Source organism: Actinoallomurus sp. NPDC052274 (genome assembly GCF_040679475.1).
In the GTDB taxonomy this organism is placed as follows: domain Bacteria; phylum Actinomycetota; class Actinomycetes; order Streptosporangiales; family Streptosporangiaceae; genus Actinoallomurus; species Actinoallomurus liliacearum.
In genome coordinates this window covers 105,247-120,440 of sequence record NZ_JBFAUT010000001.1, presented here as the reverse complement: position 1 = coordinate 120,440, position 15,194 = coordinate 105,247, and the positions used below count along the sequence as shown (strand labels likewise).

Here is a 15,194-nt window from a genome sequence, read left to right as displayed (position 1 = left end):
TCGACCGTATCAACCTCCGAGGCCGTCGGGTCCGGTTCGCAGACACGAACCGCAGACGCCGTACACCTCCGCCTGGCGCGGGTCGGGTTCGAAGTCGACCTCGGCCGCGATGGCGTCCAGCCAAGCGCCGTCGTCGGCGGCCGGGTGCTCCTGGACGTCACCGCAGCGGCGACACACCAGGTGGTAGTGACGGCCGGGAGCGCACGGCCGGTACCGGGTCTCACCGTTGTGGATGAAGACGTGCAGGAGCCCGGCGTCGGCGAGCGCCGCCAACGTCCGGTAGACCGTCGACATCCCGACGCGATGCCCCTGGCCGGCGAGTTCGACGTACAGCTCGTGCGCGCCGATCGGGCGCCGCCGGCCATCGAGCGCTTCCAGCACCTGACGTCTGCGCCGGGTCGGGGACAGGCCCGCGGCGCGGAGCCGTGCGGACAGCTCATCGACGCCTCCACTGCCGGAACGGCCGGCGGTGGCGGGGTGGGAGCGCATGCGCCGAGCGTACGGACATCGGCCGATATTGACAACCATTTCCGTTAGGGTGAACATGGGACCGGTTTTCATTAGCATGGAATGCCTCGAGGAGATACGTTGCGCACCCGATTCCCCCTGCCGGCCGTCCCCGTCGTCGCGGGCTGCCTGCTCGCCGCCGCGGCCTGCGGTTCGAGTTCCGCGAAAGACGCCGGCACCTCGGCGAGCGGCGGCAAGAAGCTGAACGTGGTCGCCACGACCACGCAGGTCGCCGACTTCGCCCGCAACATCGGCGGCGACAAGGTCAAGGTCACCCAGATCCTCAAACCCAACGTCGACCCGCACGACTACGAACCCTCCCCCGCCGACATCCAGGCCATCGCGCAGGCCGACGTGGTCCTGGAGAACGGCGTCGGCCTGGAGCGGTGGCTGGATCAGACGATCAAGTCGGCAGGGTTTCACGGCACGCTCGTCGACACGAGCAAGGGCGTGGCCGTCCGCAAGGGCAACGGCACCGACGAGGAGGCCGCCGGCGACCCCCACATCTGGCACAACCCCAAGAACGCCGAGACCATGAGCCGCAACATCGCCACCGCGTTCGAGGGCAAGGATTCCGCCGACAAGGCGGCCTACGAGGCGAACCTCACCTCCTACACCACCAAGCTCGAGCAGCTGGACTCCTGGATCGCCGGGCAGATCAACACCCTGCCCGCAGACCAGCGCAAGCTCGTCACCAACCACGACGCGTTCGGCTACTACATCGACCGCTACCACCTGACGTTCGTCGGCTCGATCATCCCCAGCTTCGACACCTCCGCCGAACTGTCCGGCAAGCAGCTCAACTCCCTGATCTCCAAGATCAAGGCGACCGGTGTCAAGGCGGTCTTCTCCGAGTCCTCCTTGCCCCCCAAGACCGCCGAGGCCATCGGGAGGCAGGCCGGGGTGAAGGTCGAGGCCGGCGAGGACTCCCTGTACGGCGACACGCTCGGGCCCGCCGGCTCGGCCGGGGCCACCTACCTCGACATGGAGCGGCACAACACCACCACCATCGTCACCGCACTGAAGGGCTGAGCGTGAAAACTGTGGAACCGGAGATCCCGCCGCCGGCGCTGGACCTGGACGAGGTCACCGTCGCCTACGGGCCCGCCCTCGCGCTGGAGAACATCGACGGCATGGTCGCCCCCGGCGAGGCCGTCGCCCTGATCGGCCCGAACGGCGCCGGCAAGTCCACCCTGATCAAGGCGATCCTCGGCCTGGTCCCGCTCGCCGGAGGCCGGATCACCGTCCTCGGCCGGCCTCCGGCCGCGGCGCGGCGCGACGTCGCGTACGTCCCCCAGGCCGACACCCTTGATCCGGAGTTCCCGATCTCCGTCGGTCAGGTCGTGCTCATGGGCCGCTACCGGCGGATCGGGTGGCTGCGCCGGGCGAAGGCCGCCGACAAGGAGGCCGCCCGCCGGGCCCTGGAGCAGGTCGGCCTGGCCGACCGCGCCCGCCACCGGTTCGGAACCCTGTCGGGCGGGCAGCGCCAGCGCGTGCTGCTGGCCCGCGCCATCGCCGCCGAGCCCCGCCTGCTGCTGCTCGACGAGCCGTTCAACGGCGTCGACGCGGTCAGCGAACAGGCCCTGCTGGACGCCATCGCCCGGTTGAAGCAGGACGGCGCCGCGGTGGTGGTCTCCACCCACGACCTGGCGCTGGCCCACCTGGCCTGTGAGGAGGTCTGCCTGCTCAACCGCCGGCAGTACGGCTTCGGCCCCACCCAGGCCACGCTCACCCCCGACCGGCTCCGCGCCACCTACGGCGGACACGCCCTCGAACTGCGCGGCGACCGCGTCATCGTCGCCCACTCCTAGCCATGTATCAGATCTTCATCGAACCGTTCCGGTTTCCCTTCATGGCCCGCGCGCTCGCCGAACTGGTGATCCTCGGGGCGCTGGCCGGCACCGTCGGCGTGCTGATCCTCCTTCGTCGCCTGGCCTTCATGACCGACGCCCTCACCCACACGGTCTTCCCCGGCGTCGTCATCGGCTACCTGCTGAGCGGCGAAGGGGGCATCTTCTGGGGCGCGCTCATCGCCGGCGCCGCGACCGCGGTGCTGCTGACCCTGCTCACCCGGCACCGCGCCGTCACCGAAGACGCCGCGCTCGCGGTCCTGCTGACCACCTTCTTCGCCGTCGGCGTCGTTCTCGTCTCCCGGGAATCCGGCTACACCGCCGACCTGACGGCGTTCCTGTTCGGCCGGATCCTCACGGTCACCGCCGCCCAGCTGACCCAGACCCTCGCCGTGACCGCCCTGGTCATCACCACGATGGTGATCCTGCGACGGCCGTTGCTCGCCCGCGCCTTCGACCCGGAGGGCGCCCGGGCGAGCGGATACCGGATCGGTCTGCTCGACCTCGCCACCAACACGATCGTCGCCCTGGTCGTCGTCGCCTCCGTACGCGCCGTTGGGACCGTCCTGGTCATCGCACTGCTCATCGTTCCCGCCGCCGCGGCACGCGTGGTGTCGGACCGGCTCGCGCTCATCGTGCCGATCGCCGCCGTCCTCGGCGCCCTCGCCGGCTGGACCGGACTCGCCGTCAGCTACGACGCCTCGATCCATCACGGGCTGCGGCTGGCCTCCGGCGGCACCGTCGTCCTCGTCCTCATCGCCTGCCACCTGGTCGCGCTCGCGGCCGGGATGATCCGGCGACGGCCGCGCCCGGTACGGAGGGCGCCATGACCGCCGTCGACCGGGCGATCCTCGAAGCCGTGCTCCTCGGCACGGTCGGCGGCCTGATCAGCGTGCAGATCCTGCTGCGGCGGCTGCCGTTCTTCACCCTCGCCATGACGCACGCGACCTTCCCGGGCGTCGTGCTGGCCGCCATCGCCGGAGTCAACCTGTATGCCGGCGGCGGGCTGTTCGGCGTGCTCATCGTGCTGGGCGTCCTGGCCCTGTCCCGCCGCCCCGGGCAGGGCACGAGCACGGCGATCGGGATCGTGCTGTCGGCCGGGTTCGCGCTCGGCGTCGTCCTGCTGTCGGCCCGCGACGGGTTCACCAAGGACCTGACCGCCTACACGGTCGGCCAGATCCTCACCGTCGGGACCGGCGACCTGACCGCCGTCGCGGCGGTCGGCGTCATCGTCTTGGCGCTCCTGTCCGTCGCGGGCCGGCAACTCACGTTCCGCGCCTTCGATCCCGGCGGCTACGCCGCCGCCGGATACCGGCCGACCGCCATCGATTTGGCACTACTGCTCACCGTCGAGGCCGTCATCGTCGTCGCCGTCCCCGCCGTCGGCGCGATCCTGGCCGTCGCCGTGCTCGTCGCCCCGGCCGCCATCGCCCGCCTGTGGACCCATGACGTCACCGCGATGACCGCCATCGCCGTGACCTCGGGTATCGGCAGCGGGCTGGCCGGTGTCCTGATCTCCACCCGGTACGACGTCGCCACCGGAGGCACCATCACCGTCGTCACCGGAACCCTCTTCGCGCTGTTCCTGGCGGCGACCACCACCTGGACCGCCATCACCGGATCACGACGCCGCCGGCAGGCGGCGGATCGATCCGCTCCGGCCACCACCGGGCCGTCGCACCTCGAGGAGGCCGGATGAGCGCGCTCACCGAGCGGGCACTGACCGAACTCCTCCTCACCGGAGGGGTCTGCGGCGTCCTCGGCGTCCAGGTCGTGCTGCGGCGCCTGGCGTTCTTCACCGAGACGCTCGGCCACGTCACCTTCCTCGGCATCGTCGCAGCCGCCGTCGTGGGGGCCGACATCAAGATCGGCGCCGGGATCGCGGCGGTGGGCGCGGTCGCGGTGATGGGCCGCGGCGGCGTCGCGTCCCGATCACATCACCAGCGCTCCGGTGCCATGCTCAGCGGCGCGCTCGCGCTCGGCGTCGTGCTGATCTCGACCCGGCCGGGTTTCAGCAAGGACCTGAGCGCCGCCCTCGTCGGCTCCCCCCTCACCGCCGGAACCGGCGACATCACCGTCGCGGCGATCACAGCCGTCCTCGTCGCCGTCACGCTCACGCTCGCGCACAAGGAACTGGTGCTCGCCGCGTTCGACCCCTCCGTGACCCGGGCGCTCGGGTACCCCACGCGGCTCATCGACGGCGGCCTGCTGGCCCTTCTCGCCGTGACCGTGGTGACCGCCGTACCGGCCGTCGGCGCGACGCTACCCCTGGCGCTGCTGGTCGGCCCCGCCGCCTCGGCCCTGCTGTGGACCCGCCGCATCATCCCCGCCACGCTCATGGGCGGCGTGCTCGGCGCGGCCAGCGGCGCTGCCGGGCTGGCCCTGTCCCTGCACTACCGCGTCGCGACCGCCGCCGGCACCGCCGTCATCTGCGGCGCCCTGTTCATCGTCGCGGCCACCACCACACTCGTCGGCCGCGCACGGCGGCCGGACTTCACAGACCGGCCACAGGTCTGTGACGCCACCGCTACCTGACCGTCCCGCCCAACCGATCTACCGTCCCAGGCGACCCATCGATCCGATAGGAGAACCAATGTCGCTGACCGTTTCCCCGCAACTCCTCCAGGACGCCCAGCGCGGCGACGTCGACGACGCCGCGTTCGTCGACTGCATCCGCACCTCCCTGCCCTACGGCTGGCAGGTCGTCACCGGCCTCGTCGAAGAACTGCGGGACAGTGACGGGGAGTTCGCCGACAACAAGACCCCGCCGCCGGACGAGACCGCCCGCGGCCAGCTCCTGCGCATGATGGCCAGCGACGCCATGCGCGCCGCTCTGGAGAACCACTTCGGCGTACGACTGGCGTTCCAGAACTGCCACCGCGTCGCCGTCTTCCGCCCCGGCGCCGACCGCGCCTACCGGCAGTTCATCACCGCCCGCGCCCAGATCCTCAACCAAAAACCCGAACTCGTCGACTGCTGACAGCACGGCGGGCCGCCCGCGGAACGCGGGCGGCCCGCCCCATGACACGTCCTCAGACGCCGATCACCGGCGCGCGTCGTCCTCGGGCATGAGGACGCCGGTGGCATAGGCGCGTACGAGCCGGCGGGGGACGAGATGACGTCGCCCGCCGATGACGATGGGGACCAGGTCGGGTCGCCGGGCCTTCCACTGGGAACGCCGGGATCGGGTGTTCGCCCGAGATGTACGCCGTTTAGGCACGGCCATGAGCGTTTCCTTTCACGAGGATGAGGGGCGTCAGGAGAGGCGGCATGCGGCGGGCCGGCCGCCGAGCGGGGATCGAGCCGGCCGACGTCCAGATCACCGCCGGTCAGCCATCGCGTGCCGGTCTCGGCGTCGCCGCGGGTGAGAATCGGCCCGACCATGATCGCCGGGGTGCGTGCAGCGCCAGGGACGATGACCAGCTTATCGACAATGATTTTCATTGTCTACCGCCCCGGATGGGTCGAAAACGAAAATCGTTTCCAGTAAGCTCGGTGGTGACACCTACCGGAAGGAGCGCGATGTCTCGCCGCTGTCAGGTCACCGGACGTGAGCCCACATTCGGGAACAAGGTCTCCCACTCGCACCGGCGCACGCGCCGCCGTTTCGATCCCAACATCCAGACGAAGCGATACTGGCTGCCCAGTGAGCGGCGGTACGTCCGGCTCACGGTGAGCGCCAAGGGCATCAAGACGATCGACAAGCGCGGCATCGAGGCCGTCGTCGCCGAGATCCGGGCACGGGGAGAGAAGGTCTGATGGCCAAGAAGAGCAAGATCGTCAAGAACGAGCGTCGCCGGGCCGTGGTCGCCCGGTACGCCGACCGGCGCGCCGAACTGAAACGGATCATCAAGTCGCCGGACACCGACGCCGCGACCAGGGCGGAGGCGGTGCGCGAGCTGAGCCGTCAGCCCCGGGACGCCAGCGCGACCCGGCTGCGCAACCGTGACGTGATCGACGGGCGGCCTCGCGGTCACCTGCGGGCGTTCGGGCTGTCGCGCATCCGGTTCCGGGAGATGGCCCACCGCGGCGAGTTGCCCGGCGTCCGCAAGTCCAGCTGGTAGGCCACGTAAGGGAAAGGAGGCGAGGGTGCGCGAACCGCTGCGTGTCACCATCATCACCGGAACGTCCGCCGCGCTGTCGGATCTGCTGTGTGTCCGGATGCGCGCGCTCGGCGTCCCCGTCGCCCGCTACCGGCACGAGGACGGCACCCTGCTGCGCAGCCATGACGGCGAACGGACGTCGGTGCCGGTGGACCACTGCGCGAGCTGCGCGCTCCGCGCCGACCTGCCGGACTTCCTCACCGGTCTGCCCGGTGGCCGGCTGATGCTCGTGCTTCCCGAGACGGCCGATCCCCTGGATGCCGCGATCGCGTCCGAGGGAGCGGGTGCCACGGTGGAGACCGTCGCGATGATCGTCGACCTGGGGTCGGTCGCGGACGCGTTGGCCGGCGCCGAGACGCTCGCCGAGCGCGGCCTGGCCGCCGGCGTGACCGACCACCGTACGCTCGCCGGGTTGCTGGCGCGCCAGGCCGAGACGGCGGATGTGTTCCTGACCTGGACCGGGTCGGACGCGGATCCGGACCAGGTCGGGCTCGGCCGGGCGCTGCTGACCCACCTGTCCCCAGGGGCGGGCTTCACGGACATCGACGCCGCCGCCGACCGCATCGGCGTGGACGCGGGAAAGGCGTTCGATCTGCAAGCCGTCCTGGAGCGCACGCAGCCCGGTGGCGCGCTCCCCGGCTGCCCGGCGGCGTTCGGCCGAGTGAGCACGCTGATCTGGCGCAGCCGCCGCCCCTTCCACCCCGAACGGCTGTACGCCGCCCTCGATCGGGTGATGAACACCGGCGTACGGCGCGCCCGCGGCCACCTGTGGCTCGCCAGCCGCCCGCTGACCCTGCTGTCGTGGCAGATCGCCGGGGCGACGCTGTCGATCGAGCCGGCCGGGCGATGGCTGCATGCCGCCGGCCCCGACGAGTGGCAGCGCGTCTCCCCCATCCGCCGTACCGCGGCGTGCCTGGACTGGCATCCCGAGCACGGGGACCGCCGCAGCGAGATCCGCTTCACGGGAACCGACCTGCTCGACCGGGAGCTGTGCTCGGTGCTGGACGAAGCAGTGTTGACCGGGCCCGAAATGGCCTTCGGCGAGCGGGCCTGGGCCCGGCTGGCCGACCCCTTCACCCCGTGGCTCGGGCCCACCGCCCGCGCCTGCTGATCAGGAGTGTCATGAAACCGGGTATCCACCCCGACTACCGGCCCGTCGTCTTCCGCGACCGCTCGGCCGGCTTCGCCTTCCTCACCCGCTCGACCGCCACCAGTGACACCACCATCGAGTGGACCGACGGGAACACCTATCCGGTCATCGACGTGGACGTCTCCTCGGCGAGCCACCCCTTCTACACCGGCCGCAGCCGCGTCCTGGACACCGCCGGCCGCGTCGAGCAGTTCCGGCGCCGCTACGGAACAGGCCACGCGTGAGCCCCCGCGCCCCTTCCCGGCCCGGCGGCCGGGCCGCAAGACGACAGGAGAACGCCGACCTCCTTCCTCCGCCTGAAGGCGGGGGAACCAACCGATCCCCTATAGCTCTATCCCGATCTGGAGCGATGTTCCTTGCGGCGCGAAAACACACCTTGGAGGCCCGAATTTGCCGTTCCGGCAACTTGGTTTGCTTGTAGCAGGCCGGTCCGGTGACCATGGCTCCATGACCGATAGCGCTGCGAGGACACCGCGGTGGACGATGCCCGTCCCGGCTCCGACCGATACCGCAGAGACCTACTGGGAAGGGTTCTACCGAGGCTGGCAGCCACCTGCCGACTGGGTCGCCCGGGCCAACCCCCTGTTCGCCCGGGAGGCCGCCGCACTGCCGGCCGGAACGGCGCTCGATCTCGGGTGCGGGACGGGCGGGGACGCGATCTGGCTCGCGGAACGGGGGTGGCGGGTCACCGCGGTCGACGTGTCGGCGACGGTGCTGCGCGGGGCGGCCGCCGCCGCGGCCGAGGCCGGCGTGGCCGACCAGATCGAATGGCAGCAGCACGATCTGTCCCGATCGTTCCCCGGGGGAGTCTTCGACCTGGTGTCGGCGCAGTTCCTGCACTCGCCGGTGGCCGGGGCGGGCGAGTGGGAGGCGATCCTCGCCTCGGCGGCCGCCGCCGTCGGACCGGGCGGAACGCTGCTGGTCATCGGCCACGCCGGGTGGCCGTCGTGGTTCGAAGAGCCGCCGATGGACTTCCGGTTGCCGGCGAACTCCGACGTCCTCGACGTGGTGGCGGCCGGTCCCGGAGAATGGGCGGTGGACACCGACGAGGTGCTCACCCGCGAGCTGACGGGTCCAGAGGGGGAGACCGGGACCCGCGACGACACCGTCCTGCGAGTTCACCGCCTCGCGTGAGGCGGGGTCCGCTACCGGCACGCGACCCTCAGTCCGCACTCTTGGGGCCCAGCGCGGCCCAGATGACCTTGCCGGTGCCGTCCTTGCCCGGCCGGCACCCCCAGGCGTTCGAGCAGGCGTCGACGATGAACAGGCCACGGCCGGATTCCGGGCCGGTCGACGGTGCGGCTTGCGAGGTCGACCAGGACCAGGAAGACGGCGCCGAGCAGGAGCGCCACGGGAAGCACCCGCCGGTGGTCGCCTCCGACGATGAAGCGGGTGATGTGCGGCACCATCAGCCCGATGAAGGCGATGCCTCCGGCGACGCTGACGACCGTGGCCGTCAGCAGCGATCCGACGATCAGCAGGATGATCCGCAGGGCCTGGACCGGCACGCCCAGACCCGCTGCGGCGTCGTCGCCGGTCGTCAGTGCGTTCAGGTTCCGGGCCTGCAGAAGAAGGTAGGTCACACAGACACTGATCACGGCGACGGGTGTGCCGAGGTCGTGCCAGGTGCCGCCGGCCAGGCTGCCCATGAGCCAGAACATCAGGCGCTGCAACTCGCTCGGATCGATCTGCAGCTGGACGTAGCTGGTCGCCGCCGAGCACAGGTCCCCGACGGCGACCCCGGCCAGCACCAGCCGCGAGTCCAGCAGGCGGCTGGCGCGCTGGGCCAGCAGGTAGACCACCAGCACGCTCAGCAGGGAGGTGGTGAACGCCGCGCCTGCCGTCCCGAGGCCGCCGAGCGCCGTCGTTCCGAGCGCGGCGACCAGTACGGCGCCGAGCGAGGCACCTGATGAGACCTCCAGGACGTACGGATCGGCGAGCGGGTCGCGCACCAGGGCCTGCAGGGCGACGCCGGCGACACTGAGCCCGGCGCCGACGACGGCCGCGAGCAGGACTCTCGGTGTGCGGATGTCCCAGACGACCTGCTCCCGCAACGGATCCACCGAGTCCACGCGGCCGGTCAGGTGCGCGCCGATCACCTGCCAGACCACGCCGACGGGCAATGTCACCGAACCGATCGAGATCGCGACCAGCGACACGACGAGCAGTGCCACGGCCAGCCCGGCGATCAGCACGCCGGTCGCGGGGCCGGAGACCAGATGCGGCCGGGCGGTACGGTCAGCCATCGGGGTGGATGACCTTGGCGAGCTTCTCGACGGCCCAGGCGTTCATCGGCCCGAGGTACGCGCCGTCGGAGATGACGGCGTAGGTGCCGGTCTTGGACGCCTGCCACTGCGGATAGGCCGCGAAGAGCCGCTTGGCCTCTTCGGCGGGCTTCTCGTTGGGCGTGAAGACTCCGACGGCGAGGACGTCGACGACATGGCGGCCGCGGCCAGCATCGGGTTCAGCCGTCCGAGCGCGGCCGGTGGAATGGTGATGAGGTTGTAGGCGAACGCCCACGCCAGGTTCACCTTGATCGTCGTCGCGGCGCGGCGGGCGATGACGATCGCGTCGGCGATCGCGCCGACGTCGGGGCGTACGAGCGCGACGTCGGCAGCGCCGATGGCGGCGTCGGTGCCGTCGGCGACCGCGACGCCGAGGTCGGCGCGGGCGAGGGCGACCGTGTCGTTGACGCCGTCGCCGATCGCCGCGACGGTACGGCCACGTGCCTGCAGGTCGGCGACGATGGCCGCCTTGCCCGCGGGGTCGACGTCGGCGTGATGGTCGGTGATGCCGACCCGCTCGGCGACGCCGCGTGCCGTCGCGGTCCGGTCGCCGGTGGCCAGGACCGTATGAAGCCCCATTCGGTGCAGCCGTGCGATCGTCTCCCGGGCGCCGTCGCGGAGGGTGTCACCGATCGTCAGTGCCGCGATCGGCCGGTCGCCGTCCCTTACAAGCACGCTGGTGTGGCCGTGCCGGTCGGCACGGTCGACGGCGGCGCGCAGCGGCTCGGGCAGCGTCTCACCGGTCCAGCGGCCGACGCTGATCAGCCGCCCGTCCACGCGTCCACAGACCCCATGGCCGGGCGTCGCCTGAAACCCGGTCGCCTCGGGCGATCGCCCGTGCGAGCGCGCCGCCCGGGCGATCGCGCGGCCGATCGGATGCTCGGACGGATGCTCGACGGCGCCTGCCAGCCGCAGCACCTGCCGGGTGTCCTCGCCCGGTGCCGCGACGGTCTCCAGAAGCGCCATGTCGCCGCTGGTGAGCGTCCCCGTCTTGTCGATCACGACCGTGTCGATGCGGCCGAGGCGTTCCAGGGCGTCGGGGCCGTTGATCAGGACGCCCCGGCGTGCGCCCGCCCCGGTGGCGGCCAGCAGCGCCAGCGGCGTGGCCAGCCCGAGCGCGCACGGGCAGGCCACCACGAGGACGGCGATGGCCGTGGTGAGGGCGGCACCGGTGTCGGCGCCGGCGCCGAGCCAGAACCCGAGTGCGGTGACCGCGATCGACAGCACCATCGGGACGAAGACCCCGGCGATCTCGTCGGCGCGGCGCTGCGCCCGCGCCTTGCCCAGCTGTGCCTCGCCGACCAGAGCGGTGATCTTCGCGAGCCGGGTGTCGGCGCCGACGGCGGTGGCGCGGACCACGAGTGCGCCGCCGACGTTGGTCGTCCCGCCGGTCACCCGATCGCCTGGGCCGCATTCGGCCGGAACGCTCTCGCCGGTCAGCAGGCGGGCGTCGATCGCGGAACCGCCCTCGACGACGACGCCGTCGGTGGCGACGGTCTCCCCCGGTCGCACCACGAAGCGCCGGCCCGGCCTGAGCTCGCCGATCGGTATCCTCCCGCCGTCTTCGAGCTGCACGTCCTTGGCGGCCAGCGCGCCCAGGGCGGTGAGCGCGGAGCCGGTACGCCGCCGGGCCCGCGCCTCGAGGTGCCGACCGACCGACACGAACAGGGTGACGCCCGTCGCGGCCTCGGAATACATGTGCGCGCCGGCTCCGTCCGGTGTCGCGGTCCACGCGAACGGCATTCGCATTCCGGGTGTGCCCGCGCCGCCGAGGAACAGCGCGTACACCGACCATCCGAAGGAGGCGAGCACGCCGAGGCTGACGAGCGTGTCCATCGTCGCCGTGGCGTGCCGCAGCCCGGCCGCCGCCCGCCGATGGAACGGCCACGCCCCCCCAGGTCGCCACGGGGGCCGCCAGTGCCAGGCACAGCCACTGCCAGTCACGGAACTGCAGGCCCGGCGCCATCGACAAGACGAGGACCGGGAGCGTGAGCGCGGTCAGCACGACGACGCGGTGGCGGGCGCGCCGACCGGTCGGGTCCTTGGCGCGCCGTGGCCAGAAGCGGTCCGGGACGTGGCGGCGAACATCCGACGGCCGTGATCGCCTCGACTCTGCGCCAGCGCCAGCTTCACCGTCCGCCACGGCGGCCAGGCAATCGCCTGCGGCTTGAGGCCGGCCGCCAGGACGCGACCGCGATCCAGCACCGCGCAGCGGACGCGCTCGGCGTCCCACTCGAGACTCCGTGATGAGCCAAGACCCCCCTACACTCGGTGGAGGACCTGAGAGTCCGCCGCGCGGACCGTAACTCCCGCGCGCAGGTGGAGGATCACCTTCGCCGGTGTGTGGGGAGGGCCGTGCGTCAATCGATGTAGCCGGTCGGTTCCGGTGAGCCGACCGGCACGCCCCATGCCTCCTCGGCGATCCGAGCTGCCAGCTTGACCTGGGCGACCGCGGGCTCACCCCAGCCCAGCACCTTGGGTGCCTCCGCCAGCGACGTCATCAGCCGGCGGTACGTCCGGCCGTCGTCCGGGTCAGGTTGGCGCTGTTCGAACGCACCGATCAGCCCGACCATCCGGACCTGGGCGTACGGCGCGCGGCGCGACCGGTGGATCCTGATACCCCAGGTAGACCGCATCGCTGACGACGACCTGGTTCTCCTCGAACGCCTCCCGAACCAGGGTGTCCACCAGGTCGGCGTCGAACGATTCTGGCGTGCCGCCTGGCAGGTTGAACGTTCCCTCATCGTCCTGGACCAAGACGCGGCCGGTCCTGGGGCAGATCAGATACCCGTACACCTGAGTGATCTCCAGTCCTTCTGCGACGGGGGCCTCGTGCCAGAAGTACTTCGCGGCGGCGTCGGGAGTCATTCCCCGCACGTTAGTCAGCAGCAGGCCGAGCCGTCCCGGATAACGCGCCGGGTGGCAGCGACCGGCCGGGGCCCAACGCGACCCGGCGCTCACGGCACGAGGCCTCACGGCTATCGGCTGGCGCGGTCCTTACCCGGACGAGGGTGGAGTCACGATGGCTCTGCCATTCCGCAATCCCATCAACGACCTTCAATGAATGGTGTAGGTCGCTTGTCTGGACACGCCTCCCAACGGTCCACCGAACCCCCATCCGCGATCTTGTAACTTTTACGCGTTACGCCCCGAGCTGTCCGCCGGGACTCCGCCCTACACAGGTGCTTCCACCTGCATTGATGACTAGCTCACAAGATCGACTGAGCCAACCGGGAATCTTGCATGTTGACCAAGAGCAGTGTTTTCGCAGGTCAGGGCCGCGCGGCCGGGGATCGGGGGGATGACCCCGGCCGCGCGGCGGTCCGTGGGGCGCTGTTCAGCGCCGGTCGGTGACCTTCATGATCTGCCACAGTTCTTCTTGCAGCCGGTCACGACAGACACGGTACTGCGCCCAGTCGCCACCGAATGCCGTCATTACTACATATTCCTCTTCATCGGCGTTCTGCCGCACCGGCCGAGAATCGTGCACGGCGTCGTGCATCTCCCGCCACAGGCGGTCCCGCCAGGCGCGGTAGAGCTCCTGGTCGCCACCGAATCTGCTGTCGACCAGCAGTTTCTCGTCGCGGATCACCCAGCCCGCGAGGTCGGACTCGTGACGACGCGACGCGTGCCGGGTGAGCGGACCGGCGACCGGGCGATGAGCCTTTCCCGGAGGCCATACCTTCATCACGTCTCTCCTTGTCGTCACCACATGAAGAAGGACGCGCCGCGCCGCCGACCGGATGACACGATTTCCGCCGCGTCGCCGGCCGGATGACACGGATGTTCCCGCGCCGCCGTCTCTCTGGGAATCTGGGATCATGCAGCAACGTCGCCGACTCCGCGAAGACCTGCTCGACGCCGCCGCCGGCCTGATCATCGAGCGCGGATTCCGCCGGGTGCGGATGCAGGACGTCGCCGACGCGGTCGGGGTCAGCAGGCAGACGGTCTACAACGAGTTCGGCGACAAGTGGGGGCTGGCGCAGGCGCTGAACCTCCGGGAGAACGAGCGCTATCTCGACGGCGTGGACACGGCGCTGTCCGACCACGCCGACCTGTACTCCGCGGTCGCGGCGGCCGTGGCGTACACGCTGCGGACCGCCGCCGACGACCCGTTGAAGAAGGCCACGCTGACCGGTGAGGGCAGCGAGGACCTGCTGCCCCTGATGACCACTCATGCCGAGCCGGTGCTGTTCGCCGCGCGCGAGCGCATCGTCAGCCATGCCGTACGCCAGTGGCCGGGGCTCGACGCCGCCGAGGTGGCCGAGCTCGCCGACGCGGTCATCCGCCTGACGATGAGTCACGTGATGCTGCCGACGGATCCGGTCGACGTCATCGCCGAGCGCCTGGCGCGGCTGGTCGCGCGCTATCTGCGGCTACCGGACGCGGCCGCGGGCCCGCCGGCGGCCGGCTCGGCATCGTCGTAGCTCAGAAGCGGGGCGGCCGCTTCTCCCGGAGGGCCTGGACGCCCTCCCGCAGGTCAGGACCCGCGAAGCCGTAGAACTCCAGGGCCAGGGACGCGTCGAAGGTGGGACCGGCCATCCGCAGCCAGTTGTTGAGGGCGTACTTGGTGAACCCGATGGCCTGGGCGGCGCCGTCCGCGAGCCGTCCGGCGATCTCGAGGGCCTTGTCGTGCACGGAGTCGTCGTCGACGCAGACGCTGACCAGGCCGATGCGCTCGGCCTCCTCGCCGGTGAGCGGCTCGCAGAGCAGGAGGTGGTACTTCGCCTTGGCCATGCCGCACAGCAGCGGCCAGATGACGGCGGCGTGGTCGCCGGCGGCGACGCCGAGCCGCGTGTGGCCGTCGATGATCTTGGCGGTCCGGCCCGCGACCGAGATGTCCGCGAGCAGGGCGACCGCCAGGCCCGCGCCGACGGCCGGTCCCTGGATGGCGCTCACGACCGGTTTGCCGCAGTTGATGACGTTGTAGACGATGTCGCGGGCCTCGCGCAGGACGCGGGAGCGTACCTCGTAGTCCGCCATCATGTCCTCGATCATGGCCAGGTCGCCGCCGGCGGAGAACGCGGTTCCCGCCCCGCGTACGATCACGGCGCGCACGTCGTCGTCGGCGTCGGCGTCCCGCCAGATCTGCGCCAGCTCCCGATGGCCGGTCGCGTCGACGGCGTTGAGGCGTTCGGGGGCGCTGATCGTGATGCGGAGGACGCCGTCGCGCGCCCAGTCGATCCGCAGCCGCTCGTACGATTCGTAGTTCATCGGTCCGACCTCCGCGTCCGGCTGGCCCGAGCCTACCCAGAAGATCACCGCCCGCGCAGCGGCGGCCCGGCAGCCTCGGTCCCGG

Annotated in this window: 20 protein-coding genes; 12 read left to right on the top strand and 8 right to left on the bottom strand. The window is 71.2% G+C overall.

The window, feature by feature from the left end; genetic code table 11:
• Positions 1-9: 9 nt before the first annotated feature.
• Entirely contained in the window at positions 10-489 is a 480-nt protein-coding gene (locus AB0K82_RS00625) for a transcriptional repressor (RefSeq protein ID WP_364391026.1), read from the bottom strand.
• A 99-nt stretch (positions 490-588) separates the two neighbouring features.
• Between AB0K82_RS00625 and AB0K82_RS00620 the strand changes: the two genes are divergently transcribed.
• From AB0K82_RS00620 to AB0K82_RS00595, 6 genes are read left to right on the top strand one after another with little or no spacing between them, the layout of a single operon-like run.
• The gene (locus AB0K82_RS00620) at positions 589-1,539 is read left to right on the top strand and encodes a metal ABC transporter substrate-binding protein (RefSeq protein ID WP_364391023.1); all 951 of its coding nucleotides are present in this window, start codon (positions 589-591) and stop codon (positions 1,537-1,539) included.
• Between the two features lie 2 nt (positions 1,540-1,541).
• Positions 1,542-2,318, top strand: coding sequence for a metal ABC transporter ATP-binding protein (locus tag AB0K82_RS00615; protein WP_364391021.1), 777 nt, complete (start codon positions 1,542-1,544; stop codon positions 2,316-2,318).
• A gap of 2 nt (positions 2,319-2,320) precedes the next feature.
• Positions 2,321-3,187: a metal ABC transporter permease gene (locus AB0K82_RS00610; RefSeq protein ID WP_364391019.1), complete on the top strand. Its 867-nt coding sequence runs from the start codon at positions 2,321-2,323 to the stop codon at positions 3,185-3,187.
• Positions 3,184-4,056 (top strand): metal ABC transporter permease, encoded by an 873-nt coding sequence (locus AB0K82_RS00605; protein WP_364391016.1) that lies wholly within the window; start codon positions 3,184-3,186, stop codon positions 4,054-4,056. Before AB0K82_RS00610 ends, AB0K82_RS00605 begins: the two co-directional genes overlap by 4 nt.
• Positions 4,053-4,892 (top strand): metal ABC transporter permease, encoded by an 840-nt coding sequence (locus tag AB0K82_RS00600; protein ID WP_364391014.1) that lies wholly within the window; start codon positions 4,053-4,055, stop codon positions 4,890-4,892. The genes AB0K82_RS00605 and AB0K82_RS00600 overlap by 4 nt, the downstream gene beginning before the upstream one ends.
• Positions 4,893-4,950: 58 nt before the next feature.
• Positions 4,951-5,337 (top strand): SCO5389 family protein, encoded by a 387-nt coding sequence (locus AB0K82_RS00595; protein WP_364391012.1) that lies wholly within the window; start codon positions 4,951-4,953, stop codon positions 5,335-5,337.
• 63 nt (positions 5,338-5,400) lie between these two features.
• Here the strand turns inward: AB0K82_RS00595 and rpmF are convergent, their stop codons facing one another.
• A complete protein-coding gene (gene rpmF, locus AB0K82_RS00590) occupies positions 5,401-5,583 on the bottom strand; it encodes a 50S ribosomal protein L32 (RefSeq protein WP_364391010.1) in 183 nt (60 codons plus the stop codon).
• A gap of 296 nt (positions 5,584-5,879) precedes the next feature.
• On the opposite strand from rpmF, the gene rpmB reads away from it, so the two are divergent.
• The 5 genes from rpmB to AB0K82_RS00565 all read left to right on the top strand — a co-directional run bounded on the left by rpmB (position 5,880) and on the right by AB0K82_RS00565 (position 8,744).
• A complete protein-coding gene (gene rpmB, locus AB0K82_RS00585; RefSeq protein ID WP_252783140.1) occupies positions 5,880-6,116 on the top strand; it encodes a 50S ribosomal protein L28 in 237 nt (78 codons plus the stop codon).
• Positions 6,116-6,421 (top strand): 30S ribosomal protein S14, encoded by a 306-nt coding sequence (gene rpsN / locus AB0K82_RS00580; RefSeq protein WP_364391008.1) that lies wholly within the window; start codon positions 6,116-6,118, stop codon positions 6,419-6,421. The genes rpmB and rpsN overlap by 1 nt, the downstream gene beginning before the upstream one ends.
• 25 nt (positions 6,422-6,446) lie before the next feature.
• Positions 6,447-7,571, top strand: coding sequence for a GTP-binding protein (locus AB0K82_RS00575; RefSeq protein WP_364391006.1), 1,125 nt, complete (start codon positions 6,447-6,449; stop codon positions 7,569-7,571).
• A gap of 11 nt (positions 7,572-7,582) precedes the next feature.
• The gene (locus AB0K82_RS00570; RefSeq protein ID WP_364391004.1) at positions 7,583-7,834 is read left to right on the top strand and encodes a type B 50S ribosomal protein L31; all 252 of its coding nucleotides are present in this window, start codon (positions 7,583-7,585) and stop codon (positions 7,832-7,834) included.
• Between the two features lie 223 nt (positions 7,835-8,057).
• Complete coding sequence (locus tag AB0K82_RS00565) at positions 8,058-8,744, top strand: class I SAM-dependent methyltransferase (RefSeq protein WP_364391002.1); 687 nt, start codon at positions 8,058-8,060, stop codon at positions 8,742-8,744.
• A gap of 11 nt (positions 8,745-8,755) precedes the next feature.
• On the opposite strand, the gene AB0K82_RS00560 is transcribed toward AB0K82_RS00565, so the two are convergent.
• From AB0K82_RS00560 to AB0K82_RS00540, 5 genes are all read right to left on the bottom strand, one after another.
• Positions 8,756-9,856: an iron ABC transporter permease gene (locus AB0K82_RS00560; RefSeq protein ID WP_364391000.1), complete on the bottom strand. Its 1,101-nt coding sequence runs from the start codon at positions 9,854-9,856 to the stop codon at positions 8,756-8,758.
• A gap of 42 nt (positions 9,857-9,898) precedes the next feature.
• Positions 9,899-11,731 carry a heavy metal translocating P-type ATPase gene (locus tag AB0K82_RS00555; RefSeq protein ID WP_364390998.1) on the bottom strand — a complete coding sequence of 611 codons (1,833 nt, stop codon included), beginning with the start codon at positions 11,729-11,731 and terminating at the stop codon, positions 9,899-9,901.
• A 524-nt stretch (positions 11,732-12,255) separates the two neighbouring features.
• Positions 12,256-12,396, bottom strand: coding sequence for a hypothetical protein (locus AB0K82_RS00550; protein ID WP_364390996.1), 141 nt, complete (start codon positions 12,394-12,396; stop codon positions 12,256-12,258).
• A 31-nt stretch (positions 12,397-12,427) separates the two neighbouring features.
• Positions 12,428-12,763 (bottom strand): NUDIX hydrolase, encoded by a 336-nt coding sequence (locus tag AB0K82_RS00545; RefSeq protein ID WP_364390994.1) that lies wholly within the window; start codon positions 12,761-12,763, stop codon positions 12,428-12,430.
• A 469-nt stretch (positions 12,764-13,232) separates the two neighbouring features.
• Positions 13,233-13,583, bottom strand: a complete 351-nt coding sequence (locus tag AB0K82_RS00540) for a hypothetical protein (protein ID WP_364390992.1) — start codon at positions 13,581-13,583, stop codon at positions 13,233-13,235.
• 133 nt (positions 13,584-13,716) lie between these two features.
• Here AB0K82_RS00540 and AB0K82_RS00535 point away from each other — a divergent pair, with 133 nt between their 5' ends.
• Positions 13,717-14,322, top strand: coding sequence for a TetR family transcriptional regulator (locus tag AB0K82_RS00535; protein WP_364390990.1), 606 nt, complete (start codon positions 13,717-13,719; stop codon positions 14,320-14,322).
• A gap of 1 nt (position 14,323) precedes the next feature.
• Here AB0K82_RS00535 and AB0K82_RS00530 read toward each other — a convergent pair whose 3' ends face one another.
• The gene (locus tag AB0K82_RS00530; RefSeq protein WP_364390988.1) at positions 14,324-15,109 is read right to left on the bottom strand and encodes an enoyl-CoA hydratase/isomerase family protein; all 786 of its coding nucleotides are present in this window, start codon (positions 15,107-15,109) and stop codon (positions 14,324-14,326) included.
• Positions 15,110-15,194 lie beyond the last annotated feature (85 nt).